This window comes from Niabella drilacis (assembly GCF_900101395.1).
GTDB lineage: Bacteria > Bacteroidota > Bacteroidia > Chitinophagales > Chitinophagaceae > Niabella > Niabella drilacis.
This window is the reverse complement of sequence record NZ_FMZO01000010.1, coordinates 78,688-98,766: the sequence shown is the minus strand read 5'-3', so window position 1 is coordinate 98,766 and position 20,079 is coordinate 78,688. Positions and strand designations below refer to the sequence as shown.

Here is a 20,079-nt window from a genome sequence, read left to right as displayed (position 1 = left end):
GGTTATCCGGATTCTCCGCTTTTGTGATTTGCAATTTTATTACCTTCGCGCATCATGACCGAAAAAATATTAATACTTGATTTTGGTTCCCAGTACACCCAGCTGATCGCGCGCAGCGTACGGGAGGCCAATGTTTATTGCGAAATCATTCCCTATTCCAAATCATTTGAATTCGAAGGCAATTTAAAAGGAATTATCCTTTCCGGATCGCCCTTTTCGGTAAATGATGAAAATGCACCGGTTATTGGTGTAAAAGATCTCCTGGACCAGGTACCTGTTTTGGGTATTTGCTACGGGGCCCAGCTTTCGACCAGGCTTTTTGGCGGCAGGGTGGAGAAAAGCAGCAAACGGGAATACGGAAGGGCGCAGATGCAGGCCCGGGAGGCCGGAGACCCGCTGTTAAAAACCGTTGAGCCCAAAAGCCAGGTATGGATGAGCCACGGTGATAGCATCCTGGAGCTGCCGGCGGGGTTTGAGGTGCTTGCCACTACGGAAAGCATCCCGGTAGCGGCCTTTAAATACAATGGAGCCGCACACCCGTTGTACGGGCTCCAGTTTCACCCGGAGGTTTACCACAGCATAGAAGGCAAAAAAATATTAAAGAATTTTCTTACCGATATCTGCGGCTGCAGCCAGGATTGGACGCCTGCTCACTTTGTAACAGATACCGTTAATGCCCTGCGGGAGCAGATCGGCGATCGTAAAGTGATCATGGCGCTGAGCGGCGGGGTCGACAGCACCGTGGCGGCCACCCTCATCCATAAGGCGATCGGTGACCGGTTGTATGGCATTTTTGTAGATAACGGCGTGCTGCGGAAAGATGAGTTTGAGCAGGTGCTGGAAACCTATAAACAACTGGGCCTGAATATAAAAGGAGTAGATGCAAAGGCCCTTTTTTATAAAGAATTAAAAGATAATCCAGATCCCGAAACAAAACGGAAGATCATTGGCCGCCTTTTTATTGAGGTATTCCAGGATGAGGCCAACCAGCTGACGGGTATCGATTTCCTGGGACAGGGCACCATTTACCCGGATGTGATCGAAAGTGTTTCCGTGCATGGTCCTTCGGTAACCATCAAATCGCACCATAATGTAGGCGGGCTCCCGGAAAAAATGCATCTGTCGCTGGTAGAACCACTGCGTTTTCTTTTTAAAGATGAAGTGCGGAAAGTGGGCAGGGAACTGGGGATTTCATCAGAACTCATAGACCGGCACCCGTTCCCGGGACCGGGACTGGCGATCCGGATACTGGGTGAAGTAACCGAAGAAAAAGTAAAATTGCTGCAGGAGGCGGATGCCATTTACATCAATGCACTGAAAGAAAATGGGCTCTATGCAACGGTTTGGCAGGCAGGAACAATCTTATTACCGGTAAAAAGCGTTGGTGTAATGGGCGATGAACGTACTTACGAGTACACCGTGGCCCTGCGCGCAGTAACCAGTGTGGATGGGATGACGGCCGATTGGGCACATCTTCCTTACGATTTCCTGGCAAATGTTTCCAACGAGATCTGCAATAATGTAAGGGGCATCAACCGCGTAGTTTATGATATCAGCAGCAAGCCACCGGCTACCATAGAATGGGAATAATATTTGCTAAGGATATACCGGTTCTTCAGATCCGGGCTTCTTTATAGAAAACGATCCGGGACTACTGATTAAATATTCTTGTAACTATGAAGAAATTATCATTATTTGTATTCCTGGCAATTTGCAGTACAGCAGCAGCACAGGTAACAACCGGTCAGCGCCATAAAATGGCTATTTTTACACCATTATACCTGGATAATGCTTTTGGTGCAGATGGTAGTTATACTTATAGCGGCAAATCCTTTCCCAAAGCTTCCATCCCCGGCCTGGAGTTTTACCATGGCGCCTCCATGGCCATTGATTCCCTTGTTAAGCTGAACATCCCGCTGGATGTTTATATTTATGATTCAAAGTCAGCAAAACAAAGCCTGGAGAGCCAGGTCAACAAAGCTGCGGCCGATGGTGTGGAATGGATCATTGCCAATTGTGCCATCAATGAGCTGGACCGCTTGTCGAAACTGGCAGCTTCCAAAAAAATGGTGCTCATTAATGCCATGGTACCCAACGACGGCAACGTACGGAATAACCCGTATTTTGTGGTCATCAATTCCACACTGCCCACGCAGGGCGAGCAGATTTATGCTTACCTGAAAAAGAATTATCCCGGCCAGCAGGTCATTTATCTTACCCGCAAGGGAAGTTCAGAAACCTACCTCCGGTCTGTTTTTGAAACATTGAACAAGGTGGACAGGAGCACGGCCATGCATATTAAATTTACGGAGGTAAAAGATTCGCTGTCTGCAGCCCAGATAGCGGCCAATCTGTTCAAAGACCGGTCTTCACTGTTTGTGATCGGGTCGCTGGATAATGGTTTTGCCGATAAATTGCTCGACCAGCTTTCCCGGCTCAGTAAAACCTACCCGCAGATCACGGTAATGGGGATGCCCACCTGGGATAACCTGAATTTTTCGAAGTATAAGGGGCTGGACCTGGTTTACAGTACACCGTTTTACAGCTCCCAACTGGATATAACCAGCCGGAATATTATCAGTTATTACAATTCAAAGATGTATGCCCGGCCCTCGGACCTGGTTTTCCGTGCCTACGATCTTACCTATCATTTTGGCCGCCTGTTAAACCAATATGGCAATGATATTGCCGCGGCCCTGGCCAGCAAGGAGTACCGGGTGTTTTATGATTATGACATTCAGCCGGTAAGCAAAACAACGAAGATCGATTACTACGAAAACAAAAAGCTGTATTTCCTGGAGTATTCCAACGGGGTGTTTAAAAGGGTACGCTAACCGGTCAGTTTGCTTTCAGGTCTTCGAGGATGCTTTTCTGGGACGCAATGATCCGGGATTGTTTCCGCTGCTCTTCCAGGTTCTGCTGCATTTTCTGGTCGAGCGCCTCATAGTTTTCTTTTAAAGTTTTCAGCTTCTTTTCTTCCGTAACAAGAAGATCTTCCTGTTTTTTTATTTCAAAGATGGTATTGCTTCTTTTTACTTCAGGTGTAAGGCTTTCCAGGAAGGATTTCCCGTTGGCCGCAAGCACCACAGCGTCACCGGCAATATTATTTCCGCCCTCCATGATCATGTAAAGAATGGTTTTTTCTTTCCCCGTTTTACCGGATGGCATTGTTTTGAAGGTATAGTCCAGGACAGAGGGGGTGATAGTGGAGATCACGCTGTTATTATAGGAAATAAAGCCCTTGCTGGCACTGTATTTCAGACGAAGATCCGCCATTTTGGCTTTTAACGCATTTTCCACAACATTCACAGGGTAGTTGTATTCCACTGCAAGTGCGGGCTGATCGATCTTTTTATACCGGATCTTTCCCTCGTAAGCCTTTTGTGCAAAAGAAACGGCGCCGGTCAGGGTAAGCAAAGCCAAAATCAACGAAAACTTTTTCATGTTAATTTGTATTTTTATAGAATGATGTGCTGCGAAGGTAAAAAGATGTCATTCCAACCCCAAATTTTACCCGGTAATGGGGATATATGATTTTTTGGGGGGAACGGGGCGCGTATGCCGGCAACATCGTTGAGCAGCAGAACAGCACATTGATTAACGAATACAAAGATCCATTGAGCGGTATTAAACAACTGGCAGGACAAACGTTATGGTATGGGGTACCAACTATAGTAAAAAGGTTTTTGGGCTACCTCATGAATCTTGCGCTCCCGTTAATTTTTGCCCAGCCGGCTTCCACTGCGGACCTGACCCAGATCTACGCCATCATTCCTTTTTTAAATGTGTTGTTTACTTATGGGCTGGAGACGGCTTATTTCCGGTTTTCGCAGACGGTGGATCGAAAGAAGCTGTACAATACCCTCTCCATTTCGCTGCTGGCCTCCACGGTTTTATTTACGGGGCTCTTATTTTTATTTAAGCATAAAATAGTGGTGTGGGCCAGCCTGGAGGAGAGCCCCTGGTTTGTCAACTACATGGCGGCCATTATTTTCTTTGATGCCATTGCTACGCTTGCTTTTGCGAAACTGCGACAGGAAAACAGGCCCAGACGTTATGCATTTGCCTGTATTTCAGGAGTGTTTACCATGATGGTGATCGTCATTCTTTTCCTGGCAGTCATTCCAAAGTACCTCCATAGTCATCCACACAGCTTGCTGCATGCAGTCTATAATGAAAAGATTGGCATTGGATATTACCTTATCGGGAACCTGGCGGGCAGTATTGTTACCTTTCTGGTGCTGCAAAAAGAGTTGCTCCAGATCCGCTTTCATTTTGATAAAAAGTTGTGGCGGGAGGTCATGAAGTATGCATTGCCGCTGATCATTGTGGGAATGGGGGGCATGGTCAATGATATGATGAGCCGGCTCATTTACCAGCACGTGGTAAATCTGCCGCCGGCGCAGGCGAAGCATGAACTGGGTATTTTTGGCAATATCTTCCGGCTGGCGGTCATGATCACTATTATGATCCAGGCATTCCGCATGGCCGCAGAGCCTTTTTTCTTTAACCAGTCAAAAGGTGAAAATGCGCAAAGGACCTATGCCCGGATCATGAAATTTTTTGTGATCGCCTGCTGCTTTATGTTTTTGACGATCAGTCTTTATATTGATGTGGTAAGCTGGTTCTTTAAGGCTATTCATCGCGAAAGCTGGGCACAGGGGCTGAATGTAGTGCCCATACTGGCGTTAGGAAATATCTTCCTCGGGATTTATTATAACCTCAGTATCTGGTACAAACTGACCAACAGGAATATGACGGGAGCGGGCATTACTATTATCGGGGCCGTTATAACCATTGTTCTCAATGTATGGCTCATTCCAAAATATCATTACCTGGGTGCCGCCATTGCAACATTCGCCTGTTATTTGTCTATGATGATCATTAGTTATATGCTGGGACAAAAATATTACCCGGTGCCGTATGCACGCAAAAAACTACTGGCATACCTTGTCATTGTGATCGTGTTATATGCAGTACACAGGGGCATGGTTAGCCTGTGGGATAATCACTGGTTTAACCTGGGTACAGCAACCGTATTGTTAATCCTGTTTACAGCGTTTATCCTGAAAGTAGAGCGGAAAGAATTCCGGAGGCTGCCCGTTATCGGAAAATACCTTCATTAGGAAATAACCACCCACAGCATCCTGAAAAAAACGACAGGTACTGCCATTTAGCAGAAGAACAGTACATTTGTTAACTAATACGAAGATCCATTGAGCGGCATTAAACAACTGGCAGGACAAACACTTTGGTACGGAGGTAGTTCTATAGTAGCGAAGTTGATCAATTACTTGCTCACTCCATTGCTTACCGGTTTGCTAACTATAGCAGACTATGGGGAAATGAGTATGGTGTACTCCTTCATCCCGTTTATGAATATCATATTCACCTACGGTATGGAGACCGCTTTCTTCCGTTTTGCACAGCAGGATAACCGGAATGACGTTTACAACACATCCAGTCTGTCACTCATTTTTACTTCGGTCTTTTTCTCAGTGGCACTCATTCTCTTTCGACACCCGATTGCATCGCTTCTTAAGGTAGCGCAGCATCCGGAGTATATTACCATTTCGGCACTGATCATCGGTTTCGACGCTTTGAGCACGATCCCTTTTTCTAAGTTAAGATTAGATGGCCGGCCTAAAAAGTTTGCTGCTATTAAGGTATTGGGCATCCTGGTAAACTTTATTTCAGTGTATGTATTGCTGGGTGTGGTGCCGGGTATTCTGGAAAAAGACCCGCACCACTGGCTCAGGACATTCTATAATAAAGATTGGGCGGTTGGTTATGTTTTTGTGGCCAATCTTTTACAAAGTATGATTACCTTATTGCTGCTCTCAAAAGAATTTCTGGGGTTTAAACTTCATATCAATAAGGAATTGTGGAGGAAAATGCTGCTTTATGGAATGCCGCTGATCCTGGCCGGGTTTGCCGGTATGGTCAATGAAACTTTTGACCGTATTATGCTGGGTTGGTGGGCACCGGCAGCCACCGAGCAGGCGGCCAAGGCCCAGGTGGGAATTTATTCGGCCTGCTATAAATTATCAATCCTGATCACATTGGCAGTACAGGGATTCAGAATGGGAGCGGAACCTTTTTTCTTTAAACAGTCTTCATCTGAAAATGCTACCCGGATCTATGCAAGGGTTATGAAATTTTTTGTGATCACGCTTTGCCTCATGTTTCTGGCAGTGATGCTTTATCTTGATATCTGGAAACATTTTATCCGTAATCCTAAAATGTGGGTAGGATTAAAAGTAGTGCCCATCCTGCTACTGGCCAATATGTTCGTGGGTATTTATTATAACCTTAGTATCTGGTACAAACTGGGAAACAAAACCATTGCGGGGGCTTATATTACGCTTATCGGGGCCCTGGTTACACTATTGATCAATTACATATTTATTCCGCGTTACAGTTATATGGCTTGTGCCTGGGCCACCTTCCTTGCCTATGGTGCTATGATGGTGGTCTCTTATATATGGGGACAGAAAGAATACCGGGTACCCTATGCATGGAAAAAACTATGTGCATATATCATTATTGCAGTGGTCTTATCTTTTATACACCGGGGGATAGTGGGTAAAATTTCCGGGTCCTGGTTTAACTATGGATCGGCTACCGTATTGCTGCTCCTGTATACCCTGTTTATACTCAGGGTTGAAAGAAAAGAATTTCAGCGACTGCCTTTGATCGGGAAATTCCTCCGGTGATAAAGCACCCGTGCCGGTGTTGCAGGAACCTGATTTATTTTGAAGGGCGTATGTGCTTTTTTACAAAGGCCTCGGCAAACCCGGCAATTCAGCGATAGAAAATTTCCCTGTAGCCAGCTGGTTCTTCACCTGTTCTTTGCCTTTTTCGATGCCTTCTTGCCTCCCTTTTTCAATATAAATATCCAAGGTGTTCATAATTGTTTTTCTTATCGGATAAGGAAACGGATTTAATATTTTTCTTCTTTTAAGACCGCCCTGCTGTATAAATAATAAATCCTTTCAGGTGCCTGCTGATAAAAGGCGGAAGATGGCTTTTAAAATATTCCGTAGCAATGCTCTTATTGGATAGGATGCTGCGAATAAGGCTATCGTGTGGATAAGCTGTGTTTTTCATAGGATGACGATCAGTCATTATTTCCCTTGTTGGGGAAAAAGGAGCAATCCTCTTTTTGGTACAGACAGATCTCATTGGTAATGCTGTGCGGTTTTTTTACGGTTAGCAAAAGCACCTTATTTTTGTCAAAAGCAGTTGTATTTCCGGAAGTCATAACATATTATCCAACCCTATCGGCTATCTTAAAGGCGTGGGGCCCCAGCGGGCAGAGATCCTGCAAAAGGAGCTGGGTATTTTTACATTTGATGACCTGCTGCATCATTACCCCTTCCGGCATGTAGATAAAACCAGGGTGACGCCCATTGGTGCCATTGCCCCCGGGGAAGAATATATACAGGTAGCGGGCATCCTTTCATCCTTTGAACTGATCGGGGAACGGCGGGGGCGGCGACTTACGGCGCAGGTAAGAGATAAAACAGGGGTTTTAGAGCTGGTATGGTTTCAAAGCATCAGCCTCATCCAAAAAGTGATCCAGCCCGGCCAGCCTTACCTGGTTTATGGGAAGGTTTCCTTTTTTATGGGAAAACCGCAGATGGTACATCCGGAAATGGAGGCCTGGGACCCGGAAAAACTAAAGGGGAAAGATTACCTGGAACCCGTATATCCCTCCACCGAAAAACTTAAGGCAAAGAACCTGGGCGGCCGGCAGATCGGGAAACTGACCGCCGCGCTCATCGTTCATCTTACGGAGCGCGACCTGCCGGAAAACCTGCCGCTGAAAATGCGGGAAAACCTCCGGCTGATGCCCCGTTTTGAAGCCTTTCGGAACATCCATTTCCCCCAGACCACAGCCCGTTTTGAAGCAGCAGTGCGCCGGCTGAAGTTTGAGGAGATCTTCTTTGCCCAGCTGCGGATGAATTTGCTGCGATGGGAGCGACACCGGTTCTCAAAGGGGGTGGTATTTGAAAAAGTGGGGGAGCTCTTTAACCGCTTTTATAAAGACTGTCTGCCTTTTGAGCTGACGAATGCACAAAAGCGGGTGTTGAAGGAGATCCGCATCGATACCGGCCGCGGTAAACAAATGAACCGCCTGCTGCAGGGAGATGTGGGCAGCGGTAAAACCATCGTGGCCTTACTCAATATGTTGCTGGCAGTAGACAATGGATACCAGGCAGTGCTGATGGCCCCAACGGAGATCCTGGCTCGTCAGCATTTCCAGGGGATCAGAGAGTTACTGGAACCCCTGCCGGTTGAAGTAGCCATTTTAACCGGCACTACAAAAGGCAAAGAACGCCGGGCCCTGCTCGAGCGGCTGGTGGCCGGCGGAATCCAGATCCTTATTGGTACGCACGCCGTGATTGAGGACCCGGTTCGATTTCAAAACCTGGGCCTGGTGATCATCGATGAGCAGCACCGCTTTGGTGTGGCGCAGCGGGCGAGGCTTTGGGATAAAGCACCCATTCCGCCACATGTACTGGTGATGACGGCTACCCCCATTCCCCGGACCCTGGCGATGACCGCTTATGGCGACCTTGATTACAGCGTGATTGACGAATTGCCCCCGGGAAGGAAACCGATCCAAACGGTGCACCGGTATGAGAATGACCGCAGTCTTGTGATGGATTTCCTGAAGGCCGAGATCGCCCTGGGCCGGCAGGTGTACGTCATCTTTCCCCTGATAGAGGAAAGTGAAAAGCTCGACTATGAGAACCTGATGCAGGGCTATGAGGCGATCAAAACCTATTTTCCCGAGCCACAGTACTGGATCAGCATGGTGCATGGAAAAATGCCGGCCCATCAAAAGGATGAAAATATGCGGCGATTTGTAACGCACGATACCCAGATCATGGTGTCAACCACCGTGATCGAGGTAGGTGTAAATGTGCCCAATGCATCGGTAATGCTGATCGAAAGTTCTGAAAAATTCGGGTTGTCGCAGCTGCACCAGCTGCGGGGCCGGGTGGGCAGAGGCGCTGAAAAAAGCTACTGTATCCTGCTTACCGGTAAAAAACTGGGAAATGAGGCCCGGGAACGGATGAAGATCATGACGGCAACCAGCAACGGCTTTGTAATTGCCGAAAAGGACCTGGAGCTGCGGGGGCCGGGAGAAATAGAGGGTACCCGCCAAAGCGGTGCGCTGAGCTTTAAGCTGGTGGATATCGTCAACGACCGGGCAATGGTAGAAGCCGCAAAACAGCAATGTGAGCAGCTCTTAAAGGAAGACCCGGACCTTTCACTGCCCGAAAACGGGGTTTTAAAAGAGTTCCTGCGTTCCCAGAAGGGGAAAACGGCATGGAGCAAGATTTCCTGAGTCTTCAGCCTTTAGCGTCCTTTAAACAATATTAAACTACATTCAACAATGTTCCACCACGTTAAACCAGGAACCCTCCTGTGATCTTTGAGGAGTGAAACACGGATCTAACGTGAACCCTTAAACTTTAAACAAACATAGGAGCTTTCAGTGCGCTGTGTTTTGGGCTGTCCTTAACACAAGAGCGTTTTCAATAAACCGTATCCCCGGTCCCTTTGTTTCCCGGAAGTTGTCATGCTCCAGGTATTACGTTGGCAAAGATACCGGGAGTAAATCCATGGGGGAATGCTGATAGCTGAAGGCTGAAAGCTGATTTTTTCCTTTCCCAAATTTCCCCGAATTTTACGCCTCCTAAATTTATAGACTGTTTGTAAAAAAGAATAATGGCAGACAAAAAGATCACGGCGGAGCATATTGAGGCGTTTAAGCAGATTGTTGGAGCCGCCCACGTACTTGTAGACACCGAATCACTGGAATTTTATGCGCATGATGAAACCGAAACCCTTCATTTTGTGCCGGAAGTGGTAGTAAAGCCCGGAAGCACAGCAGAAGTTTCGGAATTGTTCAGGATCTGTAACCGGGACCTGATCCCTGTAACCCCGCGGGGTGGCGGTACGGGCCTGAGTGGAGGAGCCCTGGCACATCTGGGTGGTTTGGTGTTGTCTACCGAACGTTTGAACCGGATCCTGGACATTGATGAACGGAATCTGCAGGTAACCACGGAGCCCGGAGTGATCACAGAAGTGCTGCAAAATGCAGTAAAGGAAAAAGGATTGTTTTATCCCCCGGATCCCAGCAGCCGGGGTACCTGTTTTATCGGCGGGAATATTGCCGAGAACAGCGGCGGCCCCAAGGCCGTGAAATACGGGGTGGTAAAAGATTATGTGCTGAACCTGGAAGCCGTGTTGCCCACCGGTGAAATTATTTGGACCGGGGCCAATGTATTGAAAAATGTGACCGGTTATAACCTTACGCAGCTGCTCGTAGGCAGCGAGGGAACGTTGGCCGTGGTTACAAAAATTGTGTTGAAACTGATCCCGCTGCCTAAATACGACCTGTTGATGCTGGCGCCTTTTGCCTCTCTTGAAAAAGCAAGTGAGGCCGTAAGTGCTATTTTCAGGGCAGGATTTAATCCAAGTGCACTGGAGCTGGTGGAAATAGATGCCCTGAAGATTGTAAGCCAGATGGTAGACAGCTATGCCGTACCGGTGAATGATGATATTGCGGCACACCTGGTCGTAGAGGTGGATGGCAATAACCTGGATGTTTTGATGCAGGAAATGGAACAGATCGCCATGCTGCTGGAGCAATATGAAGCCGGCGAGCTTTTCTTTGCAGATGATGCCCAGCAAAAAGAAGAGTTGTGGAAACTGCGCCGGAGGACTGCCGAAGCCGTTAAATCGGCCGGGTATACCATCGAGGAAGATACGGTAGTACCGCGGGCAGAGCTGCCAAAATTGATCAAAGGAGTAAAAGAACTGGGGCAAAAGCATAATTTTCATGCGGTTTGTTATGGGCACGCAGGGGATGGGAACCTGCATGTACGCATAAAGAAAGAAGGCAATAAAAACAGCCTGAACGATCCCGAAATGAATGCGGTACTCCGTGAATTGTTTAAACTGGTAAAAAGCCTGGGAGGCACCATCAGTGGCGAGCATGGTATCGGGCTCATCCAGAAAACCTATATGGATATTGTGTTTGAAGAACGCCAGATCCAGCTGATGCGCGAGATTAAGAAAGCATTTGACCCCAATAATATCTTAAACGCGGGAAAGATCTTTGATGCCGTGGCATAAACCGGCTTGCTGTTCATAACAGAAGCGTAGAACGGGAAATAAGTCATGACCATTACCGGGTAAATTTTACTCAAAAAGATGATTATTTTTATAGAGCGTTTCCACACCTCAAGGGCAGGACGCAAAAAATGATAAAAAGTAAACATATGAAAAAAGTATTTTGTATCGCCTGTATGCTGGGCTCAGCACTCCTGCTGGCCATTGCATCCCGGGCACAGGATGCGCCTGTTAAAGTGCGGAATGCCAACGAGGATCAGCCGTTCGAAGAAAAGGGATTTAAGAAAGAGCATCTCTTTACCGGGGGTGGTGTAACGGCTTCCTTTTATTCGGGTGGGAGCGTGCTGGGGGTAAGCCCCGTGCTGGGATACAAGATCAACGATTATTTGGATGGGGGCGTTGTACTGAATTATGTATTTAACGGGGCCCGCGATGTATGGGGTACTAACGACCGGTTAAAACAGCACGTATGGGGCCCGGGTGCCTTTGTAAGAGCCTATCCCATCAGTTTTTTATTTGTTCAGGCACAGTTTGAACAAAATTTTACCAACGAGCGGTATACGACCTCGTCAAGCAGCCCCGTGCCTGCCTATAAGATCAATGCAAGCGCGCCCTCCTTATTGCTTGGAGGCGGATACTCAACCGGCCGGATAAAGGGGGGCACCACGTTCTTCTACATTTCAGTGCTGGCCGATGTATTAAAGCAATGGAATAGCCCTTACGTAGATAAGCGGTATGATGATTATGGCAACCAAAAGCCGGTGATCATACCTGTCATACGGGCAGGTGTTAATGTAGGCCTGTTCCAGGGCCGGTATGGGCGCTATTAAACGCGGGAATAAAAGCCCCTGCAGCTTAAAAGAAACGCTCCCTGTATGGCTATGCTTTGGATAAAGAACCCGGCCCCGTTGCCGTGTCAGTAAATAAAGGTTGGATCGTAAGCGGTCTGTTAGGGTTGTTTATCATCGATCGTGATCTCTTTTTCTTCCCGGAGGATATCTCCGTTTTCAGCAAGCCCCTCTGCAATGATCTTATACCTGCCCGGCAGATCACTGCTGTAAAATTCCAGTGTGATCTTACCCGACACCTGCAAAAGCGGAGCCCAGTAGAGGGTGGATAAATAATGCGGTACTTCTTTATTTTGCAGCCTGTTTTCATTCATCCCGGTAAATGAGCGGGGCGTATTAATTCTTGCGGGCGTATTTTCCGTGCAGCCCTGGTAGATAATATTGTTTCCCCCCGCCCTGGTCAGATAATACTTTCCTTTAACCGGGAGGGTATTATTGACGTCGTCTAAATGAGCCGGGCAGTTCAGAATGTTGTTGAGACAAACGTAATCGCCGCAATTGTTTCTGCGCGTGTCATCAGCGGTCAGGCTGAAAAATTTGCTTTGCACGGTAACCATTTGCATCATTTTGACCTCATAAGGGTCATTTAAGATCTGTTTACTGCTGGTTTGATTGGCCGGGTCTTTATGGAATAACGGAAGTTCCGGTTGCTCCAGGTATGTCATGGATCTTTGCATGGGATTGGTAATCGCTACTGCGTAGGGGATGTCGAATGTAACTTTTCCTCTTTTTGTGATATTGCCTGCTTTTACGAAAAACGGACTGCCTTCCGGTACTGTCAGGTCGGCGGCGGAGGGATAAAACCTCCCGCTGTTATCGGTAGCGGTAAATCTGCCGGTGGTATCACTCCGGATATATACCGCCAGTTTTTTTTTGATCTGTTTCCCGTTCCTTGCAAAAACAATGCTGGTTGCCATCTGTGGCCTGTAGAGCCCATCTGTGGAGAAAGGCCGGTGATCCGTATTTACCGGCTGCTGCAGCATTTGGCTTAACAGGCGGCTGTTGGTATAGATCGCTTCCGTTTTATAGGGCTCATCCAGGAGCTGTGTATAATAATACGCAGGGAATAATAACCGGTCGTTCTTTTCCAGGCGATTCGTATTAACGCAGGTTACGGTGAGCAGCGCCCTCGCGGGTTTTCCCTGCAGGTTTTTCAGACTGATGGTCAGGGTTATTTTTTCCCGGGTACCAAATTGATTCCTGCCGGTCTGCACCGACAACTGATGACGATCGCTGTAATGAGCAAAGAACTGTTTTTGATCCAGCACTATTCCGTGTTCATTTAACAGCAACAGGGTATGAATGCCCCTTGTAAGATCCTTCAGCGGCAATGCTATTTTTTTTGATGCCGGGATCAATACCGGTGCGGATCTTTCTGCTGTGGCGCTATACAGGTTTTGGCTGGCCAGGAGCAGCTTTTGCGGATGGCTGGTTGTGATCGTTGCTTCAAGTGTATCTCCGCACAGGGGATTGGGAAGGGTTATTGTTGCGGATTTATCCCGGGGGATATCCTTTTTTGCGGGAAGCAATTCCTTATTGGTAAAAGACCTTTGTACCGGCAACCAGACCGTAAAGGACCTCGATTGTCCGTTGACGGTAGTTGTGGTGTAAAGGACGGGTAAAGTGGTGTCTGCCCCATCTGTTGGAATCACCAGCCGGGCCCTCCCTGTAAGATCCAGTTTTTGCGTTTTAGGCTTTTCCCCGGGCCGGTGGTAGCTGATGGCGGCATTTCGGGGATCGATCAATACGCCTTCGGATTTCAGTGCCTGCATAGCAATCTGTATGGTGTTGGTTGCTGCTAAACTGTCTTCAATCCGGAAGGTAAGCAGGAAGGGTGGTTGCTCAACGGTCTTTACCGAGATGCGCTTCCGGAAGCTGAACCGGGGCCTGCCGGAGGAATCCAGCAGGTTGAGGGCCGCCACCAGTTCATAATTACCTGGTTGCAGCGCTGCGGGCAGGGTAAGACTGCCGGGGCAAAAGTGCTTCCGCATGAAATAGTTTTGGTTGATCGTGTACCCTGTCGTATCCTGCCGGATGAGGGCTACCGCCATCACGTTGGGGTTGAGGCTATCTGCAAGACCCTCCTGCGGCAAAAAATAACCGCTGAACCAGATCACTTCCCCGGGTGTGTAGATGGTTTTATCGGTGATAACGTACAAGGCGGAATTTTGAGCCGGAAACGCACGCTGGGCGTTTAGCGTTGTACCCCATAAAAACAGGACAAAAAGGAAAACAGATCGTTTCAGCAATGGCATCTATTAATACCATAAATATACAAAGAATAATAAGAGGGCTTGGGTGAATGCCCCTGGTTAAATAGAACAGGTTTTGAATTTTTGCAGCAAATAAGCCGGTAAGCAATGCACTGCCGGTAACCTGCATCCCAGGTTATAAAAGATCAAAATCAGCCGTGTTTCAGGACCTGTTTATGACCCCGGTCTTTCTTCTTTCCGGTGCTCATCTTCCCCCATGTAAATATTTTCCAGCCGGTGCTCCTCGGCAGATTTGGCCACCACCGGGTCCTGCTGCAGGTTTTGGATGGAGTCTTTGTTTTCCACTTCTACATGTTCTACCCAAACGGCATACTGACTGGGATAGATATTCATGCCATTATGAATGGCGTATACCCGGGTAAATACTGCGCCAATATACAGGATGATGGCAGAGTAATAAACCCAGAGCAAAATGATAATGACAGAGCCGGCTGCACCGTACGCAGATGTCATTTTGTTATGTCCCAGGTAATAGCTGATCAGGAACTTGCCTCCCATAAAGAGCAGTGTGGTTACAAAGGCACCGGCTCTTACCGCGCGCCATTTTATTTTTGCGTCTGGTAATACTTTAAAGATCATACCGAATAAAACGGACGTAATTAAGAAGGTAATGGCCAGGTTAGAGATGTAAGCGATCACACGCTGCGAATCCGGAATGATGCGCGTCAGCTGGCTGGTCAACAACTCCATCAACCCGTTGATCATCAGGGAAACCAGCAGCAGGAAGCCCAGGGTAACCACAACAGAAAAGGACATTAAGCGGTCTAACAATAATTTCAGCCATCCTTTTCCTTTCTTGGGGCGGGCTTTTAAACGCCAGATCATATTGATGGAATCCTGTATTTCTGCAAAAACTCCTGTGGCTCCGAAAACCAGGGTAAGGATCCCGATCACTTTTGCAAAAGCCTTGTTGGGAAAGCGTGCTGCATTGTCAATGGTCTGCCAGATCTCGTCTGCATAGGGTTTGCCTATAAATCCTTCAATCTGCACATGCAGGCTGTTCTTTACGTCGGCATGAGCGCTATGGTTCAAAAGTGCATCTGCAAAAAAGCTGTCACCGATCCAAATGATCACGATCAGTAAACCCGGGAGGGAAAAAATGGTATAATAGGCCAGCGCCGCGCTCAATTTAAAGACGCGGTTGGTAAAGGTTTCTTCAAGGGTTTGTTTAATGATCGTCCAGGTCCGTTTTAACGCCATTCACTACAATTTTTTGTTGTTCAAATGTCTGTCGGCATCTCTGATATTCTTTTTTTCAAAATTTTTTTCCAGTGCTTTTGTCAGGTTGGTGCCGGTCTGGTTGGCCAGGCAGATCAGTACCCATAATACATCGGCCATTTCATCGGCCATCAGGTCGCGGGCATTTTTTTCATCTTCTGCTTTCCGGTACGACTGGTCGCCGTAAATGCGGGCCATATGGCGCGATAGTTCGCCGATCTCTTCGGTAAGAATGGCCATATTGGTGAGCTCACTAAAATAGCGGACGCCTACGGTATTGATCCAGTGATCTATGGTGCGTTGTGCTTCATCTATTGTCATATCCGTTTTATTCTTTATTTTTTGAATCAATGATAATGGTAACCGGCCCGTCGTTGATGAGCTGCACCTTCATGTCGGCCCCAAACACACCGGTCCTTATTTCCCTGCCCAGGTCGCTTTCCAGTTGCCGGATCATTTTTTCGTACAGAGGAATGGCGATATCCGGCTTGCTGGCCCTTATATAGGAAGGCCGGTTGCCCTTTTTTGTAGAGGCATGCAGGGTAAACTGGCTTACCAGTAATAGTGCGCCATCTATATCTTTTACCGACCGGTTCATGATCCCTTCATCATCATCAAAGATCCGCAGCTGGGTGATTTTCTGGCTTAGCCAGGCGATATCCTCCGCCGTATCGGCATCCTCAATGCCCAGCAATACCAGCAGTCCCTTTTCAATGGCTGAAAAAATAGTGCCATCAATAACAACACGGGCTTCCGATACACGTTGAATAACTGTTTTCATATTACCATTTACTTCTTCAAAAATAGGGATACAAAGAGGATTCCCGGAAAATTTGCGGAAAGGGCGGTAAATTTTATGGAACCGGCCCGCAGGCGTTTAAGCTAATAATAACCCAATTATTAAAGATGGCGGTGCCACGCCGGCTATGGATATACAGGCAGGAATGGGACCGGCTGGAATTGATCCTGTTCCCGATTGTTGCTGTAAGGCTTTGCTGCCAGTAAAACGGGAGATTTGTTTACAGCCTTTTTGTTTACATAATATTTGTAAACAAATTTCTTGTAAACAACGTTTCATTGCTTTTACAAGGCTGGTTGCTATCCGGGCAGTATTTATTCAATGCTGCGAAAATTTGAATGGCCTACCGGCCAGGCTGATTCAGAATTATGAAGTAGCTTTATGCATAATTATGAACCTGGAGATGGATGTTTCAAAAGAATTAGTGTTTCAAACAACCCGCAGCGGTGGAAAAGGCGGGCAAAACGTAAATAAAGTGGAAACAGCAGTGATTGCTTCCTTCCATGTCCGGAATTCTGCACTTCTTTCCGAAGCCCAGAAAAACATTGTAGCGGAGCGGCTGGCTAACCGGATCCAGTCAGAGGGTTATCTGCAGGTGAAATCGCAGCAATACCGCACACAACTGGAAAATAAAGAAGACGCTATTCAAAAGATCAATTTCCTGGTTACGGCGGCGCTTCATAAAAAGAAAGCCCGGATTGCCACAAAAATCTCAAAGGCTGCCGTAGCCCGGCGGATCAATAACAAAAAACGGAAAGGTGAAATCAAATCAAGCCGTCAGAAGGTACGGCGGGATGAACATTAGTTTGGGGTTGCCACAGAAGTGCAGCAGCACAGGAACGTTGGGGGGGCGGGTATCCTTCCGGGGGCGGAACGCTGAAGCACAAAGCGTTTGGGTTTCTGTATTAAACCTGCTGAGTTGCCCCGGGGCGTTTGCTGGAGGGAAGGCCAGAAAAACCGGCGTTTCCGATCTTCAGTTGCTTTGAATACCGGGAAATGGGAATCAGGAACTCAGCGGCATCAGTTCATCTTCTTTTTCATGCCGGCAACTTCCTGCTGCAGGTCGGCAACAATATTGACCAGCTGGCCTACATTCCAGCTTTGCATCGTATTGGTTTTAGAGATGATAAACTGGGCCTCCCACATTTCCAGTACGTCTTCCGAGCTTATGGAATAGGGCTGGAAGGTTGGATTATCGCTTAACAGCATGAGTTTGTTCCTGGTTTTCCCGTTCCGCTGGATACGTTTATAAACAATACCGTCGTTCTTGGATACTACTATACAGGCAGTGTTGTTCTTTACATGGTCCAGCGCCTCCACTTTTTCACCTACGATGATAGAGCCGCTCGGTGTGGGCAGCATCGAATCCCCGGCGATCTCAAAAGCCCGGTAATTACCGCCGGATACCATCGGGAGGGTAAAAGTATTCAGTTCATCTATAAATTCATGGTCTGCATAGCCATTCAGGTAGCCTGCTGCAGCTTTTACGGGAACAAACGGGATCCGGGCTGAAGTGTCGGACAATTTAAGGGCGCGCCGCCTGGCCAGGTAATTGTCAGTATTCTGGCTCAGGTCCTTTCGTAAAATTTCATCCAGCGTTAACTTAAAAAGATCACAGACGGCTTCCAGTACTTCCAGCCTGGGCTCCGCCCGCCCTTCTTCATAGGCTCCCAGCAGGGATCGCTTGATGTTGAGCTTGCCGGCAAACTCATCCTGTGTCAATCCTCTGAGCTTTCTCAAGTACTTCAGATTTTTGTTGGCAACTGACATGGCTAATTATTTTAGTGCAAAATACTAAATATTTTGACAAAACAAAAAATTTTTTTTTCCCTCATTGCCATTATCTTTGGATCAACACAAATGTTAATCTGTAATCATCATCCGGACGCCCTATGCTCCTTCTGCCTATTATCCTGATCGCCCTTGCCACAGGAACACTTGTTTTTCTTTTGCTGAACCGGCCGCATAAGGCGGAAGATCAAAAGGTTGCCGCAGAACAGGCCCGTGTCAACCTGGCGCAGACCCGGGCTACATATGAGGGGCTGGAGCACCGCCTTTTTGATATCATCGAAAAACAGATCGGTAAAAAATATATCCGGGAGATCCGGGAGGGAGAAATAACGGTGGGCATGCCTTCTGAACTGTTATTAATGGCCTGGGGACATCCCGCGGCAATAAAAGAACAGCCGGAGGAAGGCGGACCGGAGGCTACCTGGATCTATCCGCAGGAAGACAGCGGAACGGGCAGGAGTAATACAGAAGTACAGATTTTTGATAAAAAGGTTCAGGGCTGGAAAGATAACTGATATGGCAGGAACATTAAAGAATTTTTACGAAACGCTGGGTGTGCCGCGCTCCGCAACAGATGAGCAGATAAAAACAGCATACCGGAAACTGATCCTGAAATTTCATCCTGACAAAAATGTGGGGGATGTGTATTTTGAGGATTGGTCAAAAAAGATTATCGAGGCTTTTGAGGTATTGAGCGACCCCCGGCTGCGTGCGGAATACGACCAGGTTTATGATGAGCACCGGCAGGCGGCAAAAAGAAGTTACCAGGAACCAGCCCCGGCTCCGGAACCGGCTGCAGCCGGAACTGCTGCTGAAGAACCCGGGGAGTTTGCAACACAGGAGACGGCTTCCGGCACCGGCCCTGATCCGGAAGACCCGGAAGAAGACAGCCAGGCTCCTGCCCTGGCCCTGATCCGGGAAGAGCTGCCTGCCTATATTGCGGCAAAACAGGATTACCTTAAGGCGGATAAGGCGCACAGGCTGATGCAGCAGCAGGCTCCTGTAAAAAAAAGTTACCGGGTTCCGCTGATGATCCTCTGCCTGCTGGTGATCGCCGCCTCCGTTCTCTGGATCGTTGCCGGTCCTGCAAAGGAAAAAGTAGCAGCAGAGCCGGAAGGTACCGTCAACGATATGGCCGGGAAATTTATCGTAGCTGCGGACAGGGCCTACTTTTACAAAGATCCGCAGAACCAGGTACGGACCAGTGAATACCTGACAAAGGGAAATAAGATCCTGGTCTCAAAAAAGTACAGGAATTTTTATTACGCTGTGTTTCAAAGCATTGCCAACCCTGATTATAAGCTTACGGGTTGGATAAAAGAAGAAGACCTTCAGCCGTATTATGAATAGCCCTTATTTGTTACGGGTTGCCGGGAGGCATTGCCGGAACCGGTGATTTTTAAAAACCTTTGGCAAAACTGGGAAAATATGGAAAAAAAAATCATATTTGCTTCAGGAGAGGAAGCTCTGCCGCGTGTTTACCTATCAAGAAAATATCTTTTGAGCCTGGCAAATCGCAATATCTAAATCACAAGTTACTACGATCCATCTGATGTCGGGCATGTTACACCAGTATTATCAATTACCCCTGGAACTGGGGAAGATAGTGGGCAAAAATGAAATGAAAAAATGCTCATTGAAGGAGTCTATTGCGCATCATTTACACCTGATGCTGACGACCGCCTTTGGTGAGCTGCTGAGTGATGAGCAGTTTGGGAACAGGTTGTGGGAGGAGGATTTTGACAATGTATCGTACCGGAACAAGCAAAAGGAAAAGATATTGCTTTCGCTGGGCACCACCATTGCCCGGTTTGAAAAGAGGATCGAGAAGGTCCGGGTTGAGATGCAGGTGCAGCAGGAAGAAGCGCCTTTCGGTGTCAGGGATCCGGGTATGAAACGAAAATTAGCGTTTACCATTACCGCGGTCATTACGGCAACCAATGAACCAATAACCTACCGGGACGGGTTCTTTATCAGCCCGCTGGCATATAATTAA

17 protein-coding genes and 1 pseudogene are annotated in these 20,079 nt (G+C 47.6%); 11 read left to right on the top strand and 7 right to left on the bottom strand.

What is annotated here, in order from left to right; genetic code table 11:
* The first annotated feature begins 54 nt into the window (after window positions 1-54).
* Both guaA and BLS44_RS17190 read left to right on the top strand, forming a co-directional pair.
* Window positions 55-1,590 (top strand): glutamine-hydrolyzing GMP synthase, encoded by a 1,536-nt coding sequence (gene guaA / locus BLS44_RS17195; RefSeq protein ID WP_090391458.1) that lies wholly within the window; start codon window positions 55-57, stop codon window positions 1,588-1,590.
* Between the two features lie 86 nt (window positions 1,591-1,676).
* Entirely contained in the window at window positions 1,677-2,834 is a 1,158-nt protein-coding gene (locus tag BLS44_RS17190; RefSeq protein ID WP_090391457.1) for a type 1 periplasmic-binding domain-containing protein, read from the top strand.
* 4 nt (window positions 2,835-2,838) lie between these two features.
* Here BLS44_RS17190 and BLS44_RS17185 read toward each other — a convergent pair whose 3' ends face one another.
* Window positions 2,839-3,444, bottom strand: a complete 606-nt coding sequence (locus tag BLS44_RS17185; protein WP_090391456.1) for a hypothetical protein — start codon at window positions 3,442-3,444, stop codon at window positions 2,839-2,841.
* A gap of 86 nt (window positions 3,445-3,530) precedes the next feature.
* Here BLS44_RS17185 and BLS44_RS17180 point away from each other — a divergent pair, with 86 nt between their 5' ends.
* Both BLS44_RS17180 and BLS44_RS17175 read left to right on the top strand, forming a co-directional pair.
* Entirely contained in the window at window positions 3,531-5,126 is a 1,596-nt protein-coding gene (locus BLS44_RS17180; RefSeq protein WP_090391455.1) for a lipopolysaccharide biosynthesis protein, read from the top strand.
* 90 nt (window positions 5,127-5,216) lie between these two features.
* Window positions 5,217-6,716 (top strand): lipopolysaccharide biosynthesis protein, encoded by a 1,500-nt coding sequence (locus BLS44_RS17175; RefSeq protein WP_090391454.1) that lies wholly within the window; start codon window positions 5,217-5,219, stop codon window positions 6,714-6,716.
* Between the two features lie 60 nt (window positions 6,717-6,776).
* Here the strand turns inward: BLS44_RS17175 and BLS44_RS27030 are convergent, their stop codons facing one another.
* Window positions 6,777-6,911 carry a hypothetical protein gene (locus BLS44_RS27030; RefSeq protein ID WP_262492861.1) on the bottom strand — a complete coding sequence of 45 codons (135 nt, stop codon included), beginning with the start codon at window positions 6,909-6,911 and terminating at the stop codon, window positions 6,777-6,779.
* A 317-nt stretch (window positions 6,912-7,228) separates the two neighbouring features.
* Between BLS44_RS27030 and recG the strand changes: the two genes are divergently transcribed.
* The 3 genes from recG to BLS44_RS17160 all read left to right on the top strand — a co-directional run bounded on the left by recG (window position 7,229) and on the right by BLS44_RS17160 (window position 11,984).
* Window positions 7,229-9,361: an ATP-dependent DNA helicase RecG gene (gene recG, locus BLS44_RS17170; RefSeq protein WP_317039730.1), complete on the top strand. Its 2,133-nt coding sequence runs from the start codon at window positions 7,229-7,231 to the stop codon at window positions 9,359-9,361.
* Between the two features lie 383 nt (window positions 9,362-9,744).
* Window positions 9,745-11,157: an FAD-binding oxidoreductase gene (locus BLS44_RS17165; protein ID WP_090391452.1), complete on the top strand. Its 1,413-nt coding sequence runs from the start codon at window positions 9,745-9,747 to the stop codon at window positions 11,155-11,157.
* 146 nt (window positions 11,158-11,303) lie between these two features.
* Window positions 11,304-11,984 (top strand): hypothetical protein, encoded by a 681-nt coding sequence (locus BLS44_RS17160; RefSeq protein ID WP_090391562.1) that lies wholly within the window; start codon window positions 11,304-11,306, stop codon window positions 11,982-11,984.
* 119 nt (window positions 11,985-12,103) lie between these two features.
* On the opposite strand, the gene BLS44_RS17155 is transcribed toward BLS44_RS17160, so the two are convergent.
* The 4 genes from BLS44_RS17155 to dtd form a co-directional block, all read right to left on the bottom strand.
* Window positions 12,104-14,161: a hypothetical protein gene (locus BLS44_RS17155; RefSeq protein WP_143019822.1), complete on the bottom strand. Its 2,058-nt coding sequence runs from the start codon at window positions 14,159-14,161 to the stop codon at window positions 12,104-12,106.
* Window positions 14,162-14,428: 267 nt separating this feature from the next.
* Window positions 14,429-15,475, bottom strand: coding sequence for a YihY/virulence factor BrkB family protein (locus BLS44_RS17150; protein WP_090391450.1), 1,047 nt, complete (start codon window positions 15,473-15,475; stop codon window positions 14,429-14,431).
* Window positions 15,476-15,478: 3 nt separating this feature from the next.
* The gene (locus BLS44_RS17145) at window positions 15,479-15,814 is read right to left on the bottom strand and encodes a nucleotide pyrophosphohydrolase (protein WP_090391449.1); all 336 of its coding nucleotides are present in this window, start codon (window positions 15,812-15,814) and stop codon (window positions 15,479-15,481) included.
* Between the two features lie 7 nt (window positions 15,815-15,821).
* The gene (gene dtd / locus BLS44_RS17140) at window positions 15,822-16,274 is read right to left on the bottom strand and encodes a D-aminoacyl-tRNA deacylase (protein WP_090391448.1); all 453 of its coding nucleotides are present in this window, start codon (window positions 16,272-16,274) and stop codon (window positions 15,822-15,824) included.
* 439 nt (window positions 16,275-16,713) lie between these two features.
* Here dtd and arfB point away from each other — a divergent pair.
* Window positions 16,714-17,097: pseudogene (gene arfB / locus BLS44_RS17135) on the top strand (alternative ribosome rescue aminoacyl-tRNA hydrolase ArfB); the annotation flags it as partial.
* Window positions 17,098-17,312: 215 nt separating this feature from the next.
* Here the strand turns inward: arfB and BLS44_RS17130 are convergent.
* Window positions 17,313-18,062, bottom strand: a complete 750-nt coding sequence (locus BLS44_RS17130; RefSeq protein ID WP_090391447.1) for an XRE family transcriptional regulator — start codon at window positions 18,060-18,062, stop codon at window positions 17,313-17,315.
* Window positions 18,063-18,184: 122 nt separating this feature from the next.
* Here BLS44_RS17130 and BLS44_RS17125 point away from each other — a divergent pair, with 122 nt between their 5' ends.
* The 3 genes from BLS44_RS17125 to BLS44_RS17115 all read left to right on the top strand — a co-directional run bounded on the left by BLS44_RS17125 (window position 18,185) and on the right by BLS44_RS17115 (window position 20,079).
* Window positions 18,185-18,598 carry a hypothetical protein gene (locus BLS44_RS17125; protein ID WP_090391446.1) on the top strand — a complete coding sequence of 138 codons (414 nt, stop codon included), beginning with the start codon at window positions 18,185-18,187 and terminating at the stop codon, window positions 18,596-18,598.
* Window position 18,599: 1 nt separating this feature from the next.
* Window positions 18,600-19,433 carry a DnaJ domain-containing protein gene (locus tag BLS44_RS17120; protein ID WP_090391445.1) on the top strand — a complete coding sequence of 278 codons (834 nt, stop codon included), beginning with the start codon at window positions 18,600-18,602 and terminating at the stop codon, window positions 19,431-19,433.
* A 202-nt stretch (window positions 19,434-19,635) separates the two neighbouring features.
* Window positions 19,636-20,079, top strand: coding sequence for a GPW/gp25 family protein (locus BLS44_RS17115; RefSeq protein ID WP_245729249.1), 444 nt, complete (start codon window positions 19,636-19,638; stop codon window positions 20,077-20,079).